17 protein-coding genes and 1 pseudogene are annotated in these 18,707 nt (G+C 66.5%); 7 read left to right on the forward strand and 11 right to left on the reverse strand.

Annotated features, from left to right (window positions below):
- Nucleotides 1–6 precede the first annotated feature (6 nt).
- Nucleotides 7–309 carry a hypothetical protein gene (locus H0B43_RS36905; RefSeq protein WP_252190342.1) on the reverse strand — a complete coding sequence of 101 codons (303 nt, stop codon included), beginning with the start codon at nt 307–309 and terminating at the stop codon, nt 7–9.
- Nucleotides 310–556: 247 nt separating this feature from the next.
- On the opposite strand from H0B43_RS36905, the gene H0B43_RS36910 reads away from it, so the two are divergent.
- Nucleotides 557–1,294: a hypothetical protein gene (locus H0B43_RS36910; RefSeq protein ID WP_185730366.1), complete on the forward strand. Its 738-nt coding sequence runs from the start codon at nt 557–559 to the stop codon at nt 1,292–1,294.
- A gap of 64 nt (nt 1,295–1,358) precedes the next feature.
- On the opposite strand, the gene H0B43_RS36915 is transcribed toward H0B43_RS36910, so the two are convergent.
- Both H0B43_RS36915 and H0B43_RS36920 read right to left on the reverse strand, forming a co-directional pair.
- On the reverse strand, nt 1,359–2,048 hold the full coding sequence (locus H0B43_RS36915) for a hypothetical protein (RefSeq protein ID WP_185730365.1): 690 nt from the start codon (nt 2,046–2,048) through the stop codon (nt 1,359–1,361).
- A gap of 189 nt (nt 2,049–2,237) precedes the next feature.
- Nucleotides 2,238–2,375 (reverse strand): hypothetical protein, encoded by a 138-nt coding sequence (locus H0B43_RS36920; RefSeq protein ID WP_185730364.1) that lies wholly within the window; start codon nt 2,373–2,375, stop codon nt 2,238–2,240.
- Between H0B43_RS36920 and H0B43_RS43370 the strand changes: the two are divergent.
- A pseudogene (locus tag H0B43_RS43370) lies at nt 2,334–2,497 on the forward strand (recombinase family protein); the annotation flags it as partial. The gene H0B43_RS36920 and the pseudogene H0B43_RS43370 sit on opposite strands and share 42 nt — an antisense overlap.
- Before the next feature lie 114 nt (nt 2,498–2,611).
- Nucleotides 2,612–2,695 carry a helix-turn-helix domain-containing protein gene (locus tag H0B43_RS43375; protein WP_397517552.1) on the forward strand — a complete coding sequence of 28 codons (84 nt, stop codon included), beginning with the start codon at nt 2,612–2,614 and terminating at the stop codon, nt 2,693–2,695.
- 201 nt (nt 2,696–2,896) lie between these two features.
- Here H0B43_RS43375 and H0B43_RS36930 read toward each other — a convergent pair whose 3' ends face one another.
- Complete coding sequence (locus H0B43_RS36930) at nt 2,897–3,325, reverse strand: MaoC/PaaZ C-terminal domain-containing protein (RefSeq protein ID WP_185730363.1); 429 nt, start codon at nt 3,323–3,325, stop codon at nt 2,897–2,899.
- Nucleotides 3,322–3,771, reverse strand: a complete 450-nt coding sequence (locus H0B43_RS36935) for a MaoC family dehydratase N-terminal domain-containing protein (RefSeq protein WP_185730362.1) — start codon at nt 3,769–3,771, stop codon at nt 3,322–3,324. The genes H0B43_RS36930 and H0B43_RS36935 overlap by 4 nt, the downstream gene beginning before the upstream one ends.
- Before the next feature lie 285 nt (nt 3,772–4,056).
- Here H0B43_RS36935 and H0B43_RS36940 point away from each other — a divergent pair, with 285 nt between their 5' ends.
- The 4 genes from H0B43_RS36940 to H0B43_RS36955 all read left to right on the forward strand — a co-directional run bounded on the left by H0B43_RS36940 (nt 4,057) and on the right by H0B43_RS36955 (nt 10,548).
- Nucleotides 4,057–4,449 (forward strand): hypothetical protein, encoded by a 393-nt coding sequence (locus tag H0B43_RS36940; protein WP_252190341.1) that lies wholly within the window; start codon nt 4,057–4,059, stop codon nt 4,447–4,449.
- Nucleotides 4,450–4,849: 400 nt separating this feature from the next.
- On the forward strand, nt 4,850–5,497 hold the full coding sequence (locus H0B43_RS36945) for a HemK2/MTQ2 family protein methyltransferase (RefSeq protein ID WP_185730361.1): 648 nt from the start codon (nt 4,850–4,852) through the stop codon (nt 5,495–5,497).
- Nucleotides 5,498–5,564: 67 nt separating this feature from the next.
- Nucleotides 5,565–9,974 (forward strand): amino acid adenylation domain-containing protein, encoded by a 4,410-nt coding sequence (locus H0B43_RS36950; RefSeq protein ID WP_312034110.1) that lies wholly within the window; start codon nt 5,565–5,567, stop codon nt 9,972–9,974.
- 100 nt (nt 9,975–10,074) lie between these two features.
- A complete protein-coding gene (locus H0B43_RS36955) occupies nt 10,075–10,548 on the forward strand; it encodes a DUF2231 domain-containing protein (protein WP_185730359.1) in 474 nt (157 codons plus the stop codon).
- Between the two features lie 96 nt (nt 10,549–10,644).
- Here the strand turns inward: H0B43_RS36955 and H0B43_RS36960 are convergent, their stop codons facing one another.
- The 6 genes from H0B43_RS36960 to H0B43_RS36985 all read right to left on the reverse strand — a co-directional run bounded on the left by H0B43_RS36960 (nt 10,645) and on the right by H0B43_RS36985 (nt 18,574).
- Nucleotides 10,645–11,328: a recombinase family protein gene (locus H0B43_RS36960; RefSeq protein ID WP_185730358.1), complete on the reverse strand. Its 684-nt coding sequence runs from the start codon at nt 11,326–11,328 to the stop codon at nt 10,645–10,647.
- Between the two features lie 427 nt (nt 11,329–11,755).
- Nucleotides 11,756–12,619, reverse strand: coding sequence for a ParB/RepB/Spo0J family partition protein (locus H0B43_RS36965; RefSeq protein ID WP_185730357.1), 864 nt, complete (start codon nt 12,617–12,619; stop codon nt 11,756–11,758).
- Nucleotides 12,619–13,332, reverse strand: a complete 714-nt coding sequence (locus tag H0B43_RS36970; RefSeq protein WP_185730356.1) for a ParA family protein — start codon at nt 13,330–13,332, stop codon at nt 12,619–12,621. Before H0B43_RS36970 ends, H0B43_RS36965 begins: the two co-directional genes overlap by 1 nt.
- A 199-nt stretch (nt 13,333–13,531) precedes the next feature.
- Nucleotides 13,532–15,409: an RNB domain-containing ribonuclease gene (locus H0B43_RS36975; protein ID WP_185730355.1), complete on the reverse strand. Its 1,878-nt coding sequence runs from the start codon at nt 15,407–15,409 to the stop codon at nt 13,532–13,534.
- 516 nt (nt 15,410–15,925) lie between these two features.
- The gene (locus H0B43_RS36980) at nt 15,926–17,515 is read right to left on the reverse strand and encodes an ATP-binding protein (RefSeq protein WP_252190340.1); all 1,590 of its coding nucleotides are present in this window, start codon (nt 17,513–17,515) and stop codon (nt 15,926–15,928) included.
- 414 nt (nt 17,516–17,929) lie between these two features.
- Nucleotides 17,930–18,574 carry a PAS and ANTAR domain-containing protein gene (locus tag H0B43_RS36985; protein WP_185730354.1) on the reverse strand — a complete coding sequence of 215 codons (645 nt, stop codon included), beginning with the start codon at nt 18,572–18,574 and terminating at the stop codon, nt 17,930–17,932.
- Between the last annotated feature and the right edge of the window lie 133 nt (nt 18,575–18,707).

The raw sequence follows: 18,707 nt of genomic DNA on the forward strand, positions 1-18,707 counted from the left end.
CGGGTGTTAGTCGTGTCGCTCGGTGAGGAAGTATCCGAGGGCGAGGACGGGCACCGCAGCCCCGGTCAATGCGGTAACCGTCCATCCGTGGTGGGCGTAGACGAATCCGCCGAGTGCTGAGCCGACTCCGCCCCCGACGAAGAATATGGCCATGTAGAGGCCGTTGAGGCGGGCACGTAGTTGGGGTCCGAGGCTGTAGAGGGCACGTTGTCCGAGCACTACATTGGTCATGACGCCGAAGTCGAGCGGAATTGCCGCACCAACGAGGACTGAGAGCCCGAGGGCGGATCCGGCGGGAACTCGGATCATCGGGTCCTTCCCGGCCTGGGTACCGCCCAGTCCCGCGTACTGGTTGCCGTCCTCGGGCAGCGGTCGAGTACGCGTCCCGCCTCCGCCCGGGCTGGCGTTCCGCGTCGGCGGGAGCGTCGGGCCGGAAACACCGCCGCCGCCGGTCGGGGTGGAAGGTCCGCCGGTGCCGTGATATTCGGCGTCGGAGCGCAGTGATGCGCGATAGTGGCAGGTGTCGGATGGGCGGACTGGTAGGAGAGGATGTCCTGTGTCATTGTCGCTGGCCGCGGTGGCGGACCTGGTCGAGGCGCAGGGCCGCAGCAGCGTCGACCTGTTTTCGCCGCGGGTGCGGTTCCGGAGCGTGGGTCTCAGTGATTTCGACGCGTGCCTGGACTGGTTCGCCGAAGTGACCATGACGGTGGACATCGACGACGCCGACGACGTGGTGGTGGGCTCACTCGACTTCACGGTGATCCGCCTCGGTACCGAGGACCCGATCGCCTTGTGCCTGGACCAGTTCGACGGAGATCACGAGATGCTGGCCGGGTTGTTCGACGGTAATCAACTCGCCAGGCAGGTCGAGGAACAGTACGAGACTCTGGCCGTGATCACCGAGGCAGTCCTGATTCCGAACATCGCGTTCGTCACCGAACCGCTGCGGGGCCACGATCTGGGGGCCTGGTTGGTGGCCGAGACGATTCATCGGATGCTGCCCACCGGGATCGTGCTGATGTGGCCCTACCCGGTGCTCTCCGACCCTGATCCGGATGCGGACCCCGCACAGATCGCGGCGCTCGACTATGCCATCGGCCGGCTCTCGGACCACTTCGGGCGGTGTGGGCTGACACCGGTCGAGTCGGCGCCGTGGGCGCTGGGAATGTCGACCGCCTTCGAGGCTCTTCCGGCGGCACGGGCCCGACTACTCGGTGCGGTCCGGAACACCACGGTGACGCTCTCGCTCGATCAGCTCCGGTCCGCTTCCCCACCACCGGCACCGGACGAGTAAGGGTCCGGTCGGCGGACCGCGTTGACGTCGGCGACGAGTTGGTCAGTACTGCAGGTCGGTGACATCACCGGCGAGGGCGGTTACCTCTCGATTGCCCGGGTGTGCCGGCGACTTCTTTCACAAACTGGGATTCGAGGAACGGTGGTGAGCGATAACCGTCAGCTCGTGGTGCGCCCCCGGATATCGGCGAGCTCGGCGCGCAGTTCCTCGACCCGTTCGCGGCCCGGGCGCGCAGGGATTCGACGAGTTGCTCCTGCTCGACCAACCTTTCGCGGTAGGAGCTTTCCATCGTGCGCAACTGTTCGGCGTGGTCGGCGTTGGCTTCCGCGAGCGCGGTGGCGGACTGCTCCGCCGCCTGCTCGGCGGCCTGGGCGGCGGCATCGGCGTTGATCCGGTCGTCGATCGCGGTGTCGAGCTGATCGCGGAGTTGTTCGATCTCGGCGGCGGCATCGGCCCGGACCTTGTCCGCGGCGACCTGGGCGCGGCGCAGATGCGCATCGACCGCGGCCGGGTCGCCGAGCAGGTTCACCGACTCGGTGATGCGGGTGGCGACGGCGGACAGCCTGTCGGCTTCCTGCCTCAACAGCGGAAGGGACTGGGCCAGGGTTGCCGAGGCCTCGATCGGATCGGTCGGCGTCTCGGTGGTCTCGGCTGTGGTCGAGCCGGACTTTCCCTTCTGCCGGGCCCGCCAGGCGCGGACCCGGTCGGCGTCCGAGGCGTACTCCCGAGGCCTACCCGGCCTGCTCTCGCTCATCTCGACGCCACTCCCCCTCGATAAACGGTTACCACCCCATCATCGTAACATTACATAACATTTCGTTTCGTTTCATTTCATAATAAAATGTAACGAAATGTCGAGAATCGGCTGGGGTGGGGCCTCGACTACTCACAGGACGACCTCGCGCCGCCCGAGGGCGCGCGGGCTCTCGCCACCAGCTCGGGCTCAGGCCACCGCGGCCCGCGAGCTGACGCCCCCGACCACGTCGAGCCGGTACGCCTGTATTCGTCGTACCTGCGCAACTTCGAGGGCGACGTCCTGGTGATCACTCGGCTGGACCGGCTGGGCCGGTCGATGCTGCACCTGATCACCCTGGCGCCGACCTGCGCGAGCGCGGCATCGGCCTGCAGGTGCTTGAGCAGGGCATCGACACCGCCACCGCCGAGGGCCGCGCCATGTTCGGGATGTTGTCGGTCCTGGCCGAACGCAACCTCATCCGGGAACGCACCGAGGTCGGCCTTGCCGCCGCCCGTGCCCGCGGCCGTGTCGGTGGCCGGCCACCGAAGATGACCACCAACAAGATTCGGCAGGCGCACAAGATGCGCGAGAACGGGATGCCGCTCGTCGACATCGGCGAGATCCTCGGCGTCGGGCGTACGACGCTGTATCGGCATTTGAAGTGAGATCCGTACCTCGCTTCTGTCGCCCATTTCGCGGGGCGGGACCCTCGCTCAGCGAGTGGAATGACCAATTGTGGCCCTTCCTCAGAACTGATTCCACCAGCGCATGAACATGTTGATCTCGCGGAGCACGGGCCACTGCCACTGGTGTCCCCCACCCGTTTCCCCGCGAGTGGGACGAGCAGAGCTGCCGGTGGTGTATCCCTATCGGGCCAGGTCGACGACCACTCGGGTCTTGCCCAGCACGGCCCGTCCCTTACAGCGGACGGTCAGATCGATGCGGGCGGTCGCCGCTCCGGGGTCGAGGTGCGCGACGGTGGCGATGATGTCGACGGCGGCGCCGATGTGCGGGTCGACCACGACGGGCCGGGTGAAGCGGGTTTCGTAGCTGAGGATGCGGGTGGCGTCGCCGCGCCAGTCGATCACCGGCTGCAGGGCCAGGCCGGCGGTGAGCATGCCGGGCGCGAGCACCCCGGGCAACCCCGCCGCGGCAGCCACGTCGTCGCGGTAGTGAATGGGGTTGAAATCCCCGGAGGCACCGGCATACCGGACCAGCGAATCCCGGGTGATGGTGTGGGTTGCCTTCGCCACCACATCCCCGACCGCCACCGCGAGGGTCGGGCGGGCGGTCATGCGTCTGCTCCGCGCACGAACAGGGTGGAGGTCACGGTCGCGACGCGGCGGCCCTGGCGGTCGCGGATCTCGCTGGAGGTGGTGACGATTGCGTGGGTGCCGCGTTCGGTGACGGCCGTGACGGTCAGGTCGGTGGTGAGTTCGTCGCCGGCGACGATGTGCCGGTGATACCGCGCGCTCTGCGAACCGTGCACCACCCGGGTCGGATCCAGGCCGGTGTCGGGGCTGCGGAGCAGCTGGCCGACCGCGGGGTCGACCACCACCGCGGCGAACGTCGGCGGGGCAACGACATCGGGGTGGCCTGCGGCGCGGGCGGCGTCGACATCGTGGTGGATGGAATGCGTGGCGGACACCGTGTGCGCGAACTCGCGGACCTTCTCCCGGCCGACGAGATACGGTCCGACCGGCGGGAAGACACGACCGGACAGGCTGGGGGTGAGCGGCACCGCGGGGACTCTACCGGTTATGACTGGCGGGCGACGATGTCGACCTGATATCGGGGGCGTGGGACAACGCCAGGTCATGGCCTCCCGGTCACGGGACCGCGCCCGGGACGCCTCGGTCAGCGTTTCTCCACCGGCTCCGGTCGTTCGGACCGACACCGCAACGGTGCGCCCACACGTCATGATGACAGGTGTGAGGATCTGGATGCTGGTCGATCTCGAACCCGGATACGAGCGCCTGCACGTAGGAGACCGAATCGAGGCCACTACTAGTGGTGCCGACCAGAAATGCTGCCGGTGGAAGTCGTGAGCTGGGACGTCCCCGTGCATGTCGAACGCGCGGCCACGAGCCGACCCGGTGAATACGACTGGATAGCCCAGGCCAACGGACACTTCTCCGCGCTGCTGCCGGACTGGAAAGAATCAGAGGGCCCCACCGCAATCTCCGGCTGTCTGATGTACGACAGACATCGGCGCATGTTTCACCACGTGGTGCCGACGACGCGGGGTCGCATTCTGCGTCGCGCCGTGATCACCCAGGAAGCACACCGCGTCCCGGCCCCGCGTGGGGGCTACTCGGTGAACCCGTCGGGACGGCCGACTCTGACCGAGCGCGGCGACGTTCCGTCAGACAGGGCCGTGACGTGGGACTGCGTCGAACTCGACACCGACGCCGAGTAGATCTCAGGACAACGATCACCGGTCACTGCACCTGACCTCGGCTGCCGGGTCCATCGGGCTGCGCCGTCGCAGCGGAAAAAGGGGAAACCCTCCATCGATGCCAGGACAAGGTTGCATTTGAATTGCGTTGCACGTCAGCCCTTTCGAATGGTTCGACCTGCTCCCGTGCTGGGGCATTGTGGGGATCTGCGGGTGCAGCTCCTGGTGTGAGACCAGTTCGAGGTCGAAGTGCACCGTCGCCCGTCGTGGTGCAGGGCGCTAGTCCAGTTGGACCGGCGGGGTGTTTGTCCGGTTTCCCTCAGCCGCTGCGGTTCTGCGCGGCGGTGGGGTGTGGGGCTCCGATAGTCTCGGGTGCTGAACAGCTTCTGCTGTAGGTGTGTCAATCTTCAGGAGGAGTTACATGTTGCTGCGCCTGCCCGGGGTTTATCCGCCGCAGGCGGACACGGGGATGCTGGCCGCGATGCTGTCGTCGGAGAAGCTGGACGCTGCGTCGCGGGTGTTGGATCTGTGCACCGGAACGGGTGCGCTGAGTGTGCACGCGGCGGCGTTGGGGGCCGGCTGTGTGACGGCGGTGGACATCTCGCGTCGCGCTCTGATCAACACTCGGCTCAACGCGGCACTGCGGCGCCGGTCCGTGGACACCAGGCGGGGTGATCTGACGGCCCCTGTCCGTGGGGACCGTTTCGACCTGGTGATCTGTAACCCGCCGTATGTGCCGGCGCAGGACGATGCGCTTCCGGTTCGGGGCGCCGCGCGCGCCTGGGATGCCGGACGGAACGGGCGAGCACTGCTCGATCGGATCTGTGTGGAGGCGCCCGAGGTCCTCGACCGGGACGGTGTCCTGCTGATCGCTCAGTCCGCGCTGAGCGGAATCGCCGAGACCGAGGCAATCCTCGCGGAGCGGGGCATGAGGGTGGGGATCGCGGCGCGTGTCGAGGTGCCGTTCGGTCCGGTGCTGTCTTCGCGCACCACGATGCTCGAGAAGCGGGGTCTGATCGGGTCCGGTCAGCGCTCGGAGGAACTTGTCGTCGTGCGGGCGGTCCGGTGACGATGCGGCGATGGGGAAGGGGCGGCAGAGTGAACTCCTCCGTTACCGGTCGATAGGGGTGGCTGACGTGACCGGACCTGCCGTGTTTGCGCTGACTGCGGCTCAGAAGGCGATCTGGCTCGCCCAGCGGCTGTCCCCGGAGGTGCCGTTCGTCATCGCCCAATACGCGGAGCTGCGGGGACCGGTCGATCTCGACGCTCTGGTCGCCGCGAACCAGGACGCCTACCGGCAGTTGTGCACGGGGTCGGTGCGGCTGATCGAGGTCGACGGTGAGCCGCACGTGGTGTCGGACGACACGCAGGGTGTCGCCGTCACCGTCGTCGATGTGCGTAGTCACGACGAGCCTGCCCGGGTGGCGCAGGAGTGGATGCGCCGCGACAGCACCACCGCGGTGGACATGTACGCAGGGGATCTGGTGGTCTCGCGTGTCCTGCGGCTCGCCGACGATCACTACTACTGGTATTCGCGGGCCCATCACATCGCGCTCGACGGGTACGGGGCGATGAGACTGATCAGTCGGACCGCGGAGCTGTACGCGGCGGACGCCGACCGCGAGCCCGCGCCGTCGGTGGCTGCGGATCCGCCGGGTGTTCTCGCGGAGGACCTGCGGTACCAGAACTCGCAGCGACGGCAGCGTGATCGCCTGTTCTGGCAGGAGGAGACCGCCGAGCTTCCCCCGGTCGTCTCGCTGGGAAGCGGTGTCCGGCCGCCGGGGGCCGCCGCGCACCTGGTCGGCGGCACGTCGGCCGCACCGGGCGGTGCCGGGCTCGACCACGGTGGTGGCCTCCGGTGGTCGGCGACGGTCGTCGCCGCATTCGCTGCGTTCCTCGGGCTCATGTGCGCCGCGGACGACGTCGTGCTGTCGCTGCCGGTGTCGGCGAGAACCACTGCGCTGCTGCGTAAATCCGCGGGGTCGGTGTCGAATGTTCTGCCGTTGCGGTTGAGGACGGCGGTCTCGGTGTCGGTGGGTGAGGCGGTGCAGAACGCCCAGCTCGCGTTGACCGGAGTCCTGCGTCGTCAGCGGTACAGACGTGAGGACATCGGACGCGACCGCGACTCGACCACGGTGGGCCCGGCGCAGTTCGGTCCGGTGATCAACCTGATGATGTTCAAGCAGCAGATCTCGCTGGGCGGTATCACCGGCCGGGTGCAGGTGCTCACCACCGGCCCCACCGCCGACCTTTCCGTGAATGTGTATCCCGGTTCGACGGATTCGTTGCCGCGCATCGATTTCGAGGGAAATCCGGCGGTGTATACCGAGAATGATCTCGCACTGCATCACACGCGATTCATGGCGTTCCTCGCCCGGTTCACCGCCGCGGATCCGGCCACACCGATTACCGCGCTCGACCTGTTCCTCCCGGGGGAACGTGCCGACTTCGCGCCGGCAGCGGGGGCGGCCGCCGCCGACCCCGAGGTGCTGCCCGACCTCTTGGCGCGGACCGTTGCGCACACGCCGGATGCGACCGCGGTGGTCGGGATCGACCGCACACTGACCTACGGTGAGCTGGATCGGCATGCCGACCGCCTGGCACGGACGCTGATCGCGCGGGGCGCCGGACCTGAAACCCCGGTGGCGGTGGCGATCGGCCGGTCGATCGAGTCGGTGGTGGCGTTGTGGGCGGTCGCGAAGACCGGTGCCGCGTATGTTCCGGTCGACCCGGCCCACCCGCCCGACCGGATCGGGTACACCGTGACGGACTCCGGTGCGGCGGTGGGAGTGACGGTCTCGGGTGCGCGCGAGCGACTGCCGGACGCAGTGGACTGGCTTGTCCTCGACACCCCGGCCGGCGAGCACGTGGCGGGCGGACCCGGTGAGATCGGGTGTATTCGGCGCCCGGACGCAGCGCACCCGGCGTACATCATCTACACCTCCGGGTCGACCGGCACCCCGAAGGGCGTGGTGGTCACCCATTCGGGTCTGGCGAACCTGACCCGGGAGATCGACGAGAAGTACGGCATCACGGCGAGATCGCGGGTGCTGCACCTGGCCTCGCCGACCTTCGATACCGCCCTCGTCGAGGTTCTTGCGGCCGCGATCAGCGGCGCCACCCTGGTGATCGCACCGCCGACCGCGTTCGGTGGCGGCGAACTCACCGACTTCCTGCACACCCAGCGAGTGACGCACCTGCTGGCGACACCGTCCGCGCTGGCCACCGTGAACCCGGCCGGCCTCGACCACCTGGAGCTGGTGCTGGTCGGCGGCGAGGCGTGTCCGGCGGCGCTGGTCCACCGGTGGGCGCACGAGCGGGACATGCGCAACGCGTACGGGCCGACCGAGACCACGTGCAGCGTCACCCTGAGCGGCCCGATGCACTCGGCGGGCGAGATCACGATCGGCCCGCTGATGCGCGGCGTCCAGGCCGTCGTACTCGACCACCACCTGCACCCCGGACCCCCGGGCGCCCGCGGTGAACTGCACCTCGCAGGACCCTGCCTGGCCCGCGGATACCACGGGCAGCCGGCATTGACCGCCACGAAGTTCGTGGCGAACCCCTTCGGGAAACCCGGATCGCGGATGTTCCACACCGGCGACCAGGTCCACTGGACAACCACCAGGGAACTGCGCTTCCTCGGCCGCACCGACGATCAGGTGAAGATCCGGGGACTGCGCATCGAACTCGGCGAGATCGACACCGCCCTCACCGCCCACCCGGGGGTGCGGTTCGCCGCCACCACCGTGCACCGCCGCCCGTCCGGCGATCAGGTACTGGTCGCGTACGTCGCCATCGACGACCCCACCACCTTCGACGTCGACATACTGCGTGGGCACACGCGAGAGGCACTCCCCGACTACATGGTCCCCTCGGCCGTCATGATCGTCGACGAGGTGCCCCTGACACCGACCGGAAAATTGGATCGCGCCGCCCTCCCCGCCCCGCAGTTCACCGCAACGGCGCCGTATCGGGAGCCCGCCACACCCACCGAACGCAGTGTCGCGGACACCTTTACGGCGGTGCTCGGCATGAGCGGCGTCGGTGCCGACCATTCCTTCTTCGACCTGGGCGGGGACTCGCTGTCCGCGACCCGGGTCGTGGCCCGGATCAACGACGAATGGGGATCGTCCCTGGGGGTGCGGGAGGTCTTCGACGCCCCCACCGTGGCCGCGCTGGCGGCACGAATCAGCACCACGACCGCCGATCCCGGCACGGTTCGACTCGGCCACATCCCGGTGCCCCAACAGATCCCACTGTCGCCGGCGCAGCGTTACCTCGACCGCACCCACACCAGCCGCCCCCTCTACAACATTGCCTTCACCATCGAGGTCCGCGGCCGATTCGATCACCAGGCGTTCACGGGTGCCGTCACCGACCTCGTCGCCCGGCACCCCTGCCTGCGCACCGTATTCCCCGACACCCCGTCCGGTCCCCGGCAGCGTCTCCTCGACACCGGCGACGCCCTGCCCGACCTGACCCCGACCCCGGCCGACGACGACGCAGTCACCGCGGTGGTCGCGGCCGGCTTCGACGTCCGCACCCGGCCTCCGCTGCGGATCGGCGTCTTCGAACACGGACCCGATCACCATCTGATCGCCTGCGCGGTGCACCACATCGCGGTCGACGGCTGGTCCCTGGCGCCCTTGGCGCGCGACCTCGTCCTCGCCTACACCGGACGGGTCAACGGCACCGCACCTGGGTGGCCCGACCTCCCGGTCGACTACACGGACTACACGCTCTGGCAACTGGCTCGTCTCGGCGACGAAGACGACCCCACCAGCCGCGCCGCGACGCAGATCGCCTACTGGACCCGGCAGCTGACCGGACCAGCACCGGTCCTGGCGTTGCCGGCCGATCGCCCACGCCCCGACCACTGGTCCTACGCCGGTGCGCGCATGCCGTTCTCCGTCGGCGCCGCCGCGCACCGCGCGTTGCTCGAGATCGCGCGCACCCATCGCACCGGGCTGTTCACCGCGCTGCGGTCCGCGGTGGTGATGCTCCTCGCCGAGGTCAGCGGTGACACCGACATCACGGTGGGCACCCCCATCGCCGGACGCCACCACCCCCTGCTCGACGCGGTGGTGGGCATGTTCGTCAACACCGTCGTCCTGCGGCAACAGGTGAGCCCGGCGATGACCTTCGCCGACCTGGTCGCCGAGGCCCGCGAAACCGAGCTGCAGGCCCTCGCGCACGCCGACGTCCCCTTCGAGCGGCTCGTCGAACTCCTCGATCCACCCCGCTCACCGTCGTCGCACCCGTTCTTCCAGGTCGCGATGTCACTGGAAAACTTCACCCACGCTCAGCTCGACGTCGAGGGCCTGAGCTTTGCGATCACACCCCGCCCGCTCGACATCGCCAAATGCGATCTGCACTTCTACTTCACCGAACGCCATGACGACACCGGCGCACCGAACGGCATCGACGCCGAACTGCTGTACTCCACCGACCTCTTCGACACCGAATCGGCCGGGACGTACGTCACCGGTCTGCAGACCATCATCGAGGCCGCCACGTCCCTCCACCGCGGAATGCCGCACTGAACTGCCCGTGGCCTACCAGCTCGCATGACTCGCCCTGCTGCGCTCGGGAACCGCAACGCACCCTCAGTTCATTCTCAGCGCCACTGCGGATACTTGCGTCATGTCCACCGTCAACGGTTTGCCCGCCCACGTGCTGCTGGTCCACTTCATCGTGGTTCTCGCTCCGCTGACCGCGATCGGGGTCGTGTTGTGCAGCGTGTGGCCGGCAGCCCGGCACCGCCTGGTGTGGCCCACCCTCGCGTTGGCGATCGTGACGACCGCGCTGACCCCGCTGACCACCGATGCCGGGGAATGGCTCGAAAAGCACGTCGGTCGCTCACCCGCCGTGCACACGCACACCGAACTGGGCGACACCATGATCTACTTCTCCGCCGCGCTGCTCCTCGCCGCGGCGGCCGCCACCGCGGTCCACCTTCGTGAGCGGAAGACGGCACCATCGCGTCCCCTGACGCTGATCGTCGCGGTCCTGGCGATCGTCATCGCAGCCGGAACCATCGTCCAGGTCTACCGAATCGGCGAGTCCGGCTCACGCGCCGCCTGGAGCGACGTCGCGACCACCGGTTCGGCCCCGTAACAGGAGTTCGGCGGGTTCGAGAACACCACGATCCGAACGCCGCGATTCGATGAAAACAGGACACCGGCATCTGTTTGCAAACGGGTTCGGCCACCGTCACGAGCGGGTAGTCGCACATCGACCGCCGACCGGGTCCCCGAACACCGACGCCCCCAGATCCCCAGACCCAGATTCATCCTTCGCCGACTCGGGCTGCGGTGCCGCGCCTGCGCGTTCATTGCGTGCGAGCTTGAGGTTCTCGTACAGGGCCGTCTTCTTGAGGTCGTAGCCCGCGCACAGGTCATCGACGGTGAATCGGCCGGTCTCGTGGTCCCGTAGCAGGAGGTTGCGGCGGAGCGGTGACAGTTTGTGCTGCTTGCCGCGCATCTTGCCCTTGGCCTTCGCGACCTCGACGCCGGCCTTCGTGCGCTGACGATTGAGGTCTGACTCGAATTCGGCCATGATCGCCAGAAACCCGATGAACATCTTGCCCATCGGATCGGTTGGGTCATACACCGTGCCGTCGATGTTGAGGGCTACGTTGCACTCGACGAGTCCGTCGACGATCTGGTGGAGGTCGCGGGCCGAGCGTCCGAGGCGGTCGAGCTTGGTCACCACGAGCTGGTCGCCGCTGCGGCAGACTTCGAGCGCCCTGGCGAGCGCCGGCCGTTTCCGGTTGCGTCCGGTGTAGCCGTGATCGGTGTAGACCTGAGCGCCGTCGACGCCGAGCTTGCCGAGCCATGCAACTTGGCCGGCGACGTCTTGTCGGGCGGTCGAACACCGTGCGTAGCCGATTTTCATGCTCGCAGTATCGCCGAACGGGCCGACATCTCACGTAGTTCGTTTTCCGGCGCGTCGTACCGGAATTTTCAACCGAACATCTATAACGAACGGGTCGGAGTCGACTCACCAGCCGTAGGTTCGCCGTGGAGCACCGTTCTCCGGTGTACCGGTATGGCCATGGCCAAAACGGACCCTGGTGACCGCAGGAAGGCGCTCAGCCCGTTTCGCGTCCGCGGGCGGCTCGGTAACAGCTGACGAATTGATGATCGCGACCGTCAACTACTGCTCACCCTAGAAATGGGTAGACGCAGGCATAGTCGACGAAACGCACGTCGTCGGAACCGTTAGGTCGTCCACACTTTGTGCTCGGCACGCAGTTGTGCAGCAGGGATTTTCGGTACTGGGGCTGTTCACGTGTGGCGAACAGCCCCAGGAGGGTCCTGGATCAGCGTCGATCGGTGAGTGCCAGGATGAGTGTTTGCAGTCCGTCGGCGTCGAGGTAGTCGACCAGGGCGTCGGCGAGCGTGACGGGGTCGGCCTCTAGGCGGCGGAAGGTGCGCGTGACCTTCGCTGCGGTGACGGGAGTTCGTGCTGGCTCACGGTTTTCGGGGTCAGGAGTGGGATCCGGGTCGGGCGTCTTGTGGTCCCGCTCTTGTTCGGCGGCCCAGGCTTGGACCTGGGCCTCGGGTGGGACCTGGGCGAGTGAGCGGGCAGTTCGGACGGCGAGTTCTCCGTTGCGGAGCGCGGCTTGCAGCTCGGGGGTGAGTCTAAGCAGGGCCCGCCGTTGAGAGATCCATCCCTTGGACTTCGCAAGCTTCATGGCGGCTTGCTCGACGGTCCCGCACTCGCTGATCAGAAGTTCGACTGCCTTGGCCTCTTCGATGACGTCGAAGTCGCGGCGGCCGACGTTCTCGATGACCGCCGCCGCAAGCAGGGTGACCCGGTCCTTGGCGACCTCGTCCTTGACAACGATATCGAGGTTGGGGCGCCCGAAGTTTTCGGCGGCGGCCAGGCGCCGGCAACCGTTGATCACCACCCACCGGGCGAGCCCGATCTTGGTTTCGTCCTCCGGATACAGCCGCAGGTAGGCGTCCCGGGTGACCACCAGGGCGGGTTGGAGTTGAGTGCCGGTGATCGAGACTAGATCGCTGAGGTCGCCGAGGTCGTCACGTGGATTGCGCGGATTCGGGGCCAGCTCGCTCAGTGGCACGTTGGTCGGTGTCGCGCCGGCGGAGGGCCGGTCGACGGGGGAGTTGTCGCCGACGACGCCGGCGAGGGCTGCGAGGTTGGTACGGGTGCCGCGTGCCATCACCGACCACCGTCGATCCGCAGCTCCAGAGCCAGCCGGTAGAAGTCCTCCCGGGCCTGCAGCGCCACCCGGTTGGCGGGGTATTCGGTGACCACCAGGCCATCTGCGCTCGCTCGGGCATGCAATTTGTAGTGCCGGATCACGGTTTTCGCCAGCGGCCACTTGTTCGCGCGGATGAACTCCTTCGTTTCCTCGAGATCGAGCTTGCCGTCGCGAGGGTCCCAGTTGTTGATCACCACCGTGTACGGAATGCCGCGGGGCTCGAGGATCTTTCGGATGGTGCGGGCGGTCGGATCGAAGGACAGCGGCTCGGTTTCCATCGGCACGATGACGTGATCGGCAACATCGAGGACGGTCCGCAGCGCGTCGGCGGCCGGTCCGCGGCCGAGTGGGTCGGAGGTGTCGTCGGCGGCGTTGAGGTCGATCCAGCCGGGAGTGTCGACGTACACGTGGCGGATGCCGGGTAGTTGACCCAACTGGCGGAGCCCGTTGAGGTCGTCGTGGGCCTGCACGACATGAAACGGCAGGTTGTCGAGGCGGTCGGCCCACCAGATCGCCGAGCCCTGCGGGTCGACGGAGACCGCTGCCACGGGGGAGGTGGCATCGGGATCGTCATCCTGGTTGAGAACGTCCGCGGTGACGGCGGCGAGATTGACGGCGACGGTACTCTTTCCGACGCCGCCCTTCTGATTGAGAAGGACATGAATGGTCATGGGACCCTTTCCGTTTGCTTCACCCACCGATGTGGGCTACTTCGGACGGGATGCACGGTACGGCACCGGGCGCGCGGGTCGTGCCCGACACGCGGCCGGGCGGCGGAATGATGCGCGGATCATCTAACCGGCCTCGATAATGTCCGTTTTGTCCGTTGTTTACCGCGGTAAACAACGGACAAAACGGACATTTATAGCTTTAGTGCTGCACGAAGAGTGCCTCGATGAGCGCGGCGGCCGCCGCGGTCTTCGCCGCGGTTTTCGTGGTCGCGTCGACGGTGGCAGTGTGGCCGGCGAGGTGCACGGTGGCGGTGAACCGAGGTGCGTGCGCGGGCCCCTCCGTGCGGAAGTTCCACTCAGGTGGGGGCTGGTTGTTGTTCTGAGCGAGACTCATCAGCCAAGCGATGGGGTTCGACAGAGCTTTGGACTTCCTCGCCCCGTCCACGTTCAGGGCGGCCAGCGTGGCCGTACGGTCTGGTTCCGCGGATTTGGCGGGACCGGAAACCTGCGGCGTCAGTGGGGGAGTCGTGGGTTGCGGGGATGGCTCGGTGGTGGGCCAGTCCGGTGCCGTGTCGGGGTGGTCGGTGCCGATTAGTTGCGCGCGCACCGCCGCCCAGAGGGCGACCTGTTCGGCCGGCTTCTTCGCAGTTGCGGTGGCCCACGGTCCGCGAATGTTCAGGTGGGTGGCGCGGGCGGCGAACAGTGGGTTGTGGTCGGCGCCGTTGCGCCGGATCTCCACGTCGGTGGGCGGTTGTTCGGGGTGGGCTTGCCGCCATACCGACGCCACGCTGGGACTCATCTCCGGGTGGGTGTCGGCGAGGGTGTCCAGGACGCGGAGTTGGAGGGGAAGCCAGGTGGGGTCGGCGGCGTCGATCAGGACCGCGACGTCCGGGGCGGTCAGCAGGTCGGCGTCGACTCGGCGGGCGAGCTCGGCGGCGAGTTCGGCCCGAAGCGGTCCGGCGGCTGCGGCTTTGAGGACCTTGTGGAATCGGCGACTGTCGAGGGCGGTGAGATCGGCGGTGGCCTGCTCGGCGATGATGCGTTGGTCGGCGTGTTTGAAGTGATTCTTCTTCGCCTCCCGGGCGGCGCGGGTGCGCCGGTTCAGGTCCGAGCCAAGGGCGGCCAACTGATCCGTGGTGTAGGGGGCGGGGGTGTGGTCGAGGTGGGCGAAGATGATTCGCTGGTTGATCAGGTCGGCCACCCGACGCAGCGGTGAGGTGACGTGGGTGTAAGCGCTCAGGCGGAGGCCGTAATGGCCGTGCACGGTCGGATCGTAGGTCGCGGCCCGCAGTGCGGACAGAAGTCGGCCGCGTAGTTTCGCGAATAGATCCGGGTCCCCGGCCGCGGCGGCGATCTCGTGCATCAGCTCATCGGTGCTGCCGGCGACCGGGTTGGCGCGGTGGTTGCGGAACAGGATCGGCAACCCCTGCTCAACGCACCACAACGCCACCGCCTCGTTGGTGGCGATCATCATCTCCTGCACGATGACGTAGGCGACGGTCCGCAGTTCGGCGGCGATCGCCACGATGACTCCGTCCTCGCTGCTCGCCCAGCCGCGGGTGAGGTCGTAGAACGCCAGCGCCCCGCCGTCGCGGCGGGCGGTCAGCAGCACCTGGGTGGCAGCATCCGCCGCGGCCAACTGGGGGTGCAGCGGATGTGCCGGGTCGGTGAGAATGGTGGGCACCTCGGCGTGATCAACCGCCACACACCGACCCGACGGAATCTCCCCGCGGCCGACGGTGACATCGACCAACCGACCGTCGGTGGTGACGGTGCCGGTGATCCGCAGGCTGGTGCGACGGGATTCTGCGGTGAGGGTGGCGGCCTGCTCGGCCGTTTCGCCGAGCATCGGGATGGTGCGGTTGCGCAGATACCGGGTCTCCGCCCGCAGGAACGCCTGCTCGTCGGCGACCGAGCCCAGGTTCACGACGTCGGCGACGCCGGCGATATGAACTTCGATCGCCCACCCGCGGCCACCGGCCAGCGGGATGACGGAGAAAGCGTCGTCCCGGTCCCACGCAGACGCAGAGTCGATCATCAGCACCGTCGACACGTCGGTGACTGTCGAAGATGTCATGGTCGCGCACCCCCTTGGTTCTACAGGCCTCCGACGATAACCAATCTTCACCAGGCACCGTCAGCGACGCGCCCCTGGAACATCGCCCACGCATCCTCAAACCCGACTTCAGGTACGGTTTGTTCACCGCGGTGAACAGTGGACAAAACGGACAATCCTGATGGGCTCGAATGGACCTATACGGGTGGCACGCAGCCTCAAGTGAACAGGGTGCGTTTCCAAATGCCGCTCGCGAAGGTGGGATCGTATGACTCCTGAACCTGGCCCCATGCCCGACTCTGTCGCGGAACCGCCGCGCGGCGGCGCTCGCTGTCGCCGTGCGAGTTGGAGATCTTCCGCATATGGCTGCGTAGCCACCGCCCTGGCGAGGAGTCGTCGGTGCGGTCACCACCGGCGACGGCACCCGCGCTATCAGCGTCCATCGGAAAGCCACCCGACCTTGCCCATTCGGGAGCGCGGAGTGGACTTTTCACGCAGGCCTCGTGGCCCGCTCGCATGCCGCTCTGCTCGCTTGATTTAACCGGGTGTTGATGTTGACTGGACAAAGGTATCGATGTCCAGGATCGCTCGCCGCAGGGCACGCAAGTCTTGCTCCGGGACTTCGACCCACCCACCGTCAGTAAACTCTTCGTTCAATGGCAGCATGCCCTGGGGTGCATTCTGGGTGTTGATCAAGTCCACGTACGCGCCATAGTCGATCACGTAGACGTCATATCGCTCACCCGGCGCATCCTGTGCCGAATAACCACGCCGCACGAGGTGCAACACTCGGGCATCGAACAAAGCAGTCAACAGCGGGGCGCCGGCCGATCGTTGGTTCACAAGAAATCCGCGGGCTCTCTTCTCTCGGATTACCTTGTCGATTACCCAGTTCAAGAGCTCATGGGCAGCTGGGACGCCACGTAGAGCGCCTTCCTTATCGGCTTGGAACCACTGGCGGGCGGCCGCGCGAACATCTGGCATCGAGATCGTTCGATCGCTTGCCCTGAATGCAGCCTTAGCGGCGATATTGATTGCGTCTCGCGGAACGCCCTCAGCGGCGCGAACAAGCTCGTCGAAGACTCGATATCCCGTGAAACCCAAAGAAATCAAGTCACTTTCAGAGTTGAGTCCATCAACGCGTTCGTCATCGTCGACACCAGCGGTAAGGTGCTTGAAAAGTAGACCGCGAAAGAAGTCGCGGGCTCGCTGTGCGTCCTGCTCGAATACCATGAACTCATCGAGGTTGATGTTCGCAGCGAAATCCGCGCCGAGTTCGATTCCAATTGTCGTGCCCCCCTCCAGAACATGACGGAATCGAGTCTGTTGCTCAATCGCGGCGATCTTTACCGTAAATGCCTGCACCGGAGTCACACAGCGTACGAGGAATGCGCCAAGGTACGGCTGCACGTCGAGAGGGAGACTGCTCCACTCATCAAGCAAGAGCCAGATTCGTCTAGCAGAGAGCGACGCGGCTAGCTCGCGCAAAGCTCGTGCGACGTCAGCAAAGTTGAGGCTTATCCGCTCCTGGCCACGGCGCACCTCAACCTGTCTGTCCCTGTTCGATCCTCCGGACTCGGCAGCAACAGTCATCGAGAGAGTCGGCTGCGGCAAGGCGAGGCCCGCTTTTACCGAGCTCGCGCTGCTCGTCGTGTCCTCTTTCTCGACCGTACTCTCAACTGGACCTACGACCCTGATCCCTGTCAGTGATGTAAGGAACGTGTCCAACCTTGTTACGAAGGACTCGTCTGCAACGAGAGCGTCGTCATCGAGCACCGCGTTGAGCACCGCGTCGTGAACCTGGCCCAGGAGATCGACGAGAATTCGTGCTGTTCGCTCGACCGGTGTTATCTGCTCGAATTCGAACAATCCTTCTGCTGAACCTACGGTTCGTAGGTCGACGTATATACCTATGTCTCCAGCTTCGGCGCGCGTCGCAGCGAGGTAGGCGAACGCGTGGGTCTTTCCGGTGCCGCGCCTGCCGTACACAACCTGGTGGTCGATCGACTCAAGCGCCGCTGCAACTCCCGAATCAACGAAAGTGTCTTTGAGTTGCGTCGATACCCTCGACTCGGCGCGCCTGGGAACACGGTTGAATGCTCTATTGATTGAGGACAGTCCGGCCACATGGTCACCCTAGACCTGGGGTGTGGATTCGCGGGACAGTGCCTCGGCAATCGAGGAGTTCGATGCGAGCTATTCCTCGATTTGGGTGATGCCCGGATCAGGCCAAGGCTGCGTCTTCAACTGACTGGGAGCGAGGCGAGGTGTGCCGCGTGACGGCTACACTTTGCGGAGCGTCCGCGACAGTCACGGTGTTCACGATGAATCGTCGGGAACGCAGGTGTAGGTTCCACGTCCGACGTCGGTGGTTCATGTCGGTGACCTGGGTTTTCCAATCAGTTTGGCGGAGCTGGCTTCCCGGCATTCTGTCGGATTTCCAGACCTGGAAGTAGTGGATCGGTCAGCCAATCTTATGACCTGCGGAAATGCGTCTGGTTAGGGTTCCTACCGACACAAAACTTGGACAACCGCCGCGGTCTACACCGGGCGCCCTGCTCGTTCGTGGGCGGTGAGCAGCAGGTGATCAAACTGGGTGCGCAGAGTTGCGCCGGGTTCGCACTGGCCGAATCCGGCGATGAGCACCTCTGCGAGGAGGCGTAGCCGGGTGTTGGTCTCCTGAGAGCGCCAGACGAGGACATCGAAGGCCCGGTCGGCGGGAATGCCGTAGACCAGCATCAGCGCACCCTTGGCCTGCTCGATCACCACCCGTGACTGTTCGAGTTCGGCGACCGCCTCGTCGACCGACTCCTTGACCTCGTCGCGGTAGGAGTCGGTGAGGTCGATGTAGAACCCGGTCGTCCCGATCACAGCACCGGTGTCGTTGCACAGGCGGTCCCCGACGACGACGACCTGGTGGATCTCCCCGGCGGTGTCGAGGATGCGGTGTTTGCTGCTGAACGGTTCGGCGGCGCTGATCATCCGGTCCAGGACTCGCGCCACGTGCGGGTGGTCCTCGGGGTGCTTGTGGGACAGCAGCAGTTCGGTGGTGGGGACGATCTCGCCGGGCTGGTAGCCGTGCATCCGGGCGACCGCATCGGACCATTCCCACCGCTGACCGTCCAAGAAGAAGCGGAAGCTGCCGACCCGTTGCGGTTCCCCATCGAACACCTGCTGTGAACTCACGTCCCCATTTCTAGCGCACCGCGGTAGCCGCAGAGTTGCCCAGGTCCCGCGGCGGCGGCTCGCGCCGCGACTGGGGTCGTAAGGACGTCAACTGTGCTGCGGCAGGGAAGAGTTGGCGTGGATCGCTTTGGTG

The organism is Rhodococcus sp. 4CII (genome assembly GCF_014256275.1).
GTDB classification, from domain to species: domain Bacteria; phylum Actinomycetota; class Actinomycetes; order Mycobacteriales; family Mycobacteriaceae; genus Rhodococcus_F; species Rhodococcus_F wratislaviensis_A.

Excerpts from the sequence above, each read along its gene's own strand:
- H0B43_RS36965 (WP_185730357.1), bottom strand. The coding sequence starts at position 12,619 with ATGGCACGCGGCACCCGTACCAACCTCGCAGCCCTCGCCGGCGTCGTC.
- H0B43_RS36930 (WP_185730363.1), bottom strand. The coding sequence starts at position 3,325 with ATGACCGCCCGCCCGACCCTCGCGGTGGCGGTCGGGGATGTGGTGGCG.
- H0B43_RS36945 (WP_185730361.1), top strand. The coding sequence starts at position 4,850 with ATGTTGCTGCGCCTGCCCGGGGTTTATCCGCCGCAGGCGGACACGGGG.
- H0B43_RS36905 (WP_252190342.1), bottom strand. The coding sequence starts at position 309 with ATGATCCGAGTTCCCGCCGGATCCGCCCTCGGGCTCTCAGTCCTCGTT.
- H0B43_RS43375 (WP_397517552.1), top strand. The coding sequence starts at position 2,612 with ATGCGCGAGAACGGGATGCCGCTCGTCGACATCGGCGAGATCCTCGGC.
- H0B43_RS36915 (WP_185730365.1), bottom strand. The coding sequence starts at position 2,048 with ATGAGCGAGAGCAGGCCGGGTAGGCCTCGGGAGTACGCCTCGGACGCC.
- H0B43_RS36960 (WP_185730358.1), bottom strand. The coding sequence starts at position 11,328 with ATGAAAATCGGCTACGCACGGTGTTCGACCGCCCGACAAGACGTCGCC.
- H0B43_RS36970 (WP_185730356.1), bottom strand. The coding sequence starts at position 13,332 with ATGACCATTCATGTCCTTCTCAATCAGAAGGGCGGCGTCGGAAAGAGT.
- H0B43_RS36940 (WP_252190341.1), top strand. The coding sequence starts at position 4,057 with ATGCTGCCGGTGGAAGTCGTGAGCTGGGACGTCCCCGTGCATGTCGAA.
- H0B43_RS36975 (WP_185730355.1), bottom strand. The coding sequence starts at position 15,409 with ATGACATCTTCGACAGTCACCGACGTGTCGACGGTGCTGATGATCGAC.
- H0B43_RS36955 (WP_185730359.1), top strand. The coding sequence starts at position 10,075 with ATGTCCACCGTCAACGGTTTGCCCGCCCACGTGCTGCTGGTCCACTTC.